The sequence below is a fragment of the Roseiarcus sp. genome (assembly GCF_052145395.1).
Classification (GTDB): Bacteria; Pseudomonadota; Alphaproteobacteria; order Rhizobiales; family Beijerinckiaceae; genus Roseiarcus.
This window is the reverse complement of the sequence record NZ_JBKQOT010000739.1, coordinates 1-4,149: the sequence shown is the minus strand read 5'-3', so window position 1 is coordinate 4,149 and position 4,149 is coordinate 1. Positions and strand designations below refer to the sequence as shown.

Annotated in this window: 3 protein-coding genes and 2 pseudogenes; 2 read left to right on the top strand and 3 right to left on the bottom strand. The window is 64.5% G+C overall.

Annotated elements, in window-relative coordinates:
• A pseudogene (locus ACLP25_RS25430) lies at positions 1-188 on the top strand (tetratricopeptide repeat protein); the annotation flags it as partial.
• A gap of 746 nt (positions 189-934) precedes the next feature.
• Here ACLP25_RS25430 and ACLP25_RS25425 read toward each other — a convergent pair.
• Positions 935-1,261: pseudogene (locus ACLP25_RS25425) on the bottom strand (oxidoreductase); the annotation flags it as partial.
• A gap of 266 nt (positions 1,262-1,527) precedes the next feature.
• Entirely contained in the window at positions 1,528-2,706 is a 1,179-nt protein-coding gene (locus ACLP25_RS25420) for an adenylate/guanylate cyclase domain-containing protein (RefSeq protein WP_442471898.1), read from the bottom strand.
• Between the two features lie 405 nt (positions 2,707-3,111).
• Here ACLP25_RS25420 and greA point away from each other — a divergent pair, with 405 nt between their 5' ends.
• Positions 3,112-3,594, top strand: coding sequence for a transcription elongation factor GreA (gene greA / locus ACLP25_RS25415; RefSeq protein WP_442471897.1), 483 nt, complete (start codon positions 3,112-3,114; stop codon positions 3,592-3,594).
• A gap of 47 nt (positions 3,595-3,641) precedes the next feature.
• Here the strand turns inward: greA and ACLP25_RS25410 are convergent, their stop codons facing one another.
• Positions 3,642-3,983, bottom strand: coding sequence for a rhodanese-like domain-containing protein (locus ACLP25_RS25410; protein ID WP_442471896.1), 342 nt, complete (start codon positions 3,981-3,983; stop codon positions 3,642-3,644).
• Between the last annotated feature and the right edge of the window lie 166 nt (positions 3,984-4,149).

The window sequence follows — 4,149 nt, the reverse complement described above, 5'->3', positions numbered from 1 at the left end:
GGAAAGCCGCCGATCAAGGCAACGCGGGTGCGCAATTGAATCTTGGCGCGATGTACGACAACGGCCGAGGCGTGCCGCAGGATCATGTCCTAGCGTACATGTGGGCCAACTTGGCAGCGTCACGAGCGGCGGACTCTGAAACTCGCGCTCAGCGGCTAAGAACCGCGATATTGCAGCCGCCAGGTTGACGTCCGCTCAGATCGCCAAGGCGCAGAAGATGGCGGTGGAGTGGAAGCCTGCGAATTCCGAGGCAATCCGACCAGGGATTGATTTGATGTCGAAGCCCGAAGTAATCGAACAACGGGCTCGCGATCACCACGAACCCGTCAGTCGTCGCCATCAGGGCCGGCGCTGATCCGTCAGGAGCCGCTCGGGCCGGCGCGGCCAAGCCTCCGACTCACAGTTCGCTCGTCGGCATCATGTCGGTGATCGCCCAGGCCGAGAGGAAGATGATCAGCTCGCGCACCAAGGCGGCGCTAGCGGAGGCACGGAAGAGGGTCGCCGTGGCCGGACAACGGGAAGAGCACTCCGAGATCAAAAGGCTCGGCTGTCCAACCGGCGCAGCCCACCTACAGGGGCAGGGCTTCGACAGACTCGCCGTGCAGGCCCTCAAAGCCAAAGCGGACGAACGGGCGGCGGGTCTGGCGGCGTCGATCGACGCCTTGAAGACCGAGGGCGTCAGATCCGCCAACGCCCTGGCCGGCGCACTCAACGCTCGGGGCTATGCGACGGCTCGGGGCGGCCGGTGGACGGCTAGGTCCGTTCTCAACGTCATGGCTCGGCTGCGCGCCGTAGGCGCGTGCGTTCGTGCGAGGAACGCCCTCCGGGGCTTATTCTACTCGCTCAAGATGATGATATATTGGCCACATTGGCCAGAAGTATGGTCGTTCTTTCCTGCATTGGCGGCCGCACTGGCCACACAGCGCCTACAAGTGACGCCGCCATGCACAAGTTCGATCGCCGCGAGACTCGCGTGCTCATGGATGCGATCGGTGAACGCCCGGAAGCGGTCGATATCGGCGTCGTCCCAAAGGCGCCCCTGATTGGAAGGCGTCAGATCCGACGTCGGATGGATCTCGACCTCCTGGGTCGAGACGACGCCCAACCCCCTTCGACCTTGACCGCTTTATGCGCCAAATCGGCGTCTGTGATAGCGGTGACCCATGCCCGTGCAATGGGGAACCTGGTAGAAGCGATTGCGTGTCTTCACCGGCCCGATTTGCACCGGCTCGAAGAGAATGTCGTACCGAGCGTCGCGCACCGCCCCTCCAGGATCAAAACGTCGCGCAGGCGCGCCGAGAACCTGACGGGGGGCGAACTGGCGCTGTCGGTTTGTGGCGCCGGCGCGAGCCGATCAAGCTGTTTCGGGGTCGACAGACGCTTCGGGCGCCGCAACGCCGCCGCTCCCGTTCTTCGCTCGGTCTGCTCGGGGCGGATGAACGCGCGCTCCGGGCGGAGCTTTGCCGGTTCCTGCCGTTCGACTGTCCTTCGCTTGCAGGTCGCACGCATGAGTCCGGGAGCGCAGGCTCACTCCATCACGCCATAGATCGGTTGCTGACCCCCGACTCCCTTGAGCGAGAACTCACCCAGGAATTCCGCCTTCGCGCCGCTCAGGCGCGCGAATTCGGCAGAAAGCAACGGAGAGCGATCGAGGGTCTTGCACATCGACTCGATGCGTGCGGTCAGATTGACGGCGGGCCCGATGACGGTGAAGTCCAGCCGCGTGCTTCCGCCGATGTTTCCGTACATCACGTCGCCGACGTGCAGCGCGAGGCCGTAGTGGATCAGGGGCGCGCCGGAGGCCACTCGTCGCTGGTTGTCAGCTTCGATCGTGGCTTTCGCCGTACGTGCCGCGTCGAGCGCCCGGCGACATGCGGATGCGGCGTCCGGTTCGACCGGGAAGATCGCCAGCACGGAGTCGCCGATGAATTTGAGCACCTCGCCGCCATTCGTTTCGACAGCGTCGCACATCGGGCCGAAGTAATGATCGAGCATCCCGATCAACTCGTCACGAGGCAGAGTTTCGGAGAGACTGGTGAACCCGCGCAGGTCGGAGAGCCAGATCACCGCGTTGATGGTCTCGCCCAAGCCGCGCCGAATTTGCCCTGCAAGAACCCGACCGCCGGATTGCCGGCCGACGTAGGTGTCGAGAAGCGTCCTCGCCATGTTGCGCAGCGCCTGGAGTTCCAGATTGACTGCGACAGCGGGCGTCATTGCCGTGAACAGCGCGATCTCGTCGTCAGAGAATCCGCCGGCCTTGGCTGTCGCGAGCGACAGCGCCTTGTTGGTTCCGTCGCTGAAGGGCGCGGGCAGTACGACGTAATCGGTCATGCCGCCGCGACGCAGTTCGTCGAGAATGGGAAATTCCTGATTCTCGGCGGACGTCAGGCGGCTTCGAAATGGCCTGCCGTCATAGGCGGCCCGGATCGGGCTGTTGGCCAGGATCGCGTCCTGGCTCGTGTCGGCGTGGTAGAGCCGCTCCGTCACGCCCTTGTCGAGTTCCCAAAGAGAGCTGGTGGAGAAGAGTTGCGGGTGAAGGACCGGGACGCCCGTGGTGATCCGGCAGACGTCGACGCCGGCGTTCCGCAAACGCGACGCGAAGGCCTCGAGGAAGCTCTTCGCGTCGGTGATCCGGAGCCCGTCCGTCATCAGCCAGCGGACGACCGAGTTTTCCTGCGACAGAACACGGGTCGGCTTTTCGCCCATCACAATGTCTCCGTCGCTTCCCTGGCGCGCCGACGGCTTTTCCACGCCGCCCTTCCCACGGTTTGCTGCTACTATTGACTATGAGAACCGAGCCGAGCCTGGTCAATTCGCTGCGGCAGTCACCCTCCCGGGCAAGAGGCCGAAGTTGGCGGTCAGCGTGCGTGGGGCCGCCGCTGTTGGAGACGGTCCCCGTCGTTCCGAATGACTTGACGAAAGCGGAGCCGAGTCCGCTTCAGTGAAGGGTCCCGGGCGGTCGCGGATGCTTCGGGTCAGCGTCTCGGCGGCGGTCCCGGACGAGAGGTTGTGGACCGCAAGCCTGCTCTGGAACGCGACGGCGCCGATCGAGGCAGGTGAACACGATCCGGTATCGCGCCGGGTTCGCCGCAGGAAGGGAAAGTCGATTCGATGAGCGTGGCCTTCACCCGGGAAGACAGCGCAGCGACTGCCGCGGAAGTCGAACTGCCAGATCGACCTGTCTCGCCGCATCCCAATCTGGTGACCTCGTCGGGACTGGAGGCGCTGGCGACGGCGATGAAGGAAAGCCGCGCGGCCTGTGACGCCGCGCTGCGGATCGAGGACGCCGGCGAACGCCGGCGCGCTGTCGCGCTCGCCTCTCGCGATGTGAGATATTTCGCGGACCGCCTCAGGACGGCCCACCTTGTCCCACCGCCGGCTGATTTCGGCGCCGTCGCCTTCGGACACAGGGTGACGTTCAGTTGGGACGACGGCAGGCGCCAGACCTTCAGGATCGTAGGCGAAGACGAAGCCGATCCCCGGAACGGATCCATTTCCTATGTCTCTCCGGTCGCGCAGGCGCTGATCGGCAAGGCGACGGGCGAGGTCGTCACGACGGGCGACCGGGAGATCGAGGTTCTCTCCATCGAATAGCACGGCTCCCCGCCCAGTGGCGGCGGATTCCCCACTTGCCGATCGCGTCAATAGCGCCGCATCGATCGGTCGATCTCCCTGGCCCAGGCTTCGATGCCGCCTTCGAGGTTGACGGCATTCCCGAAGCCGGCATCCCGGAGAAAGTCGACGATCATCCGGCTGCGAGCGCCGTGATGGCAAATGACGACGAGTGGGTGGCTCGCCGGCAGCTCGCCGACGCGCGCCGGTATCTCCGCCATCGGAATATGCAGGGCGCCGTCCAGCCGGCATATCTCGAGTTCTCTCGCCGCTCGCACATCGAGAACCAGGTGTTCCCTCCCCGCGGACCGCATGACTGCAAGGTCTTGAACAGAGATAGCATCGGAATTTACGGGATAATCCCTGGACAAAGCGCGGCGCTTCCGATCTACACGAGAGGTGAAGATAGATTGGAGCGGGAGCGGGTCAAGGAGGAATCAAGCTGCGACAGATCCGGATACCTGCGCAAGACGGCTCGGACTTCGGCCATGGGGTCGTCGCATTCGCGGCCACGCATCCGTGATTTGCGAGGAAACG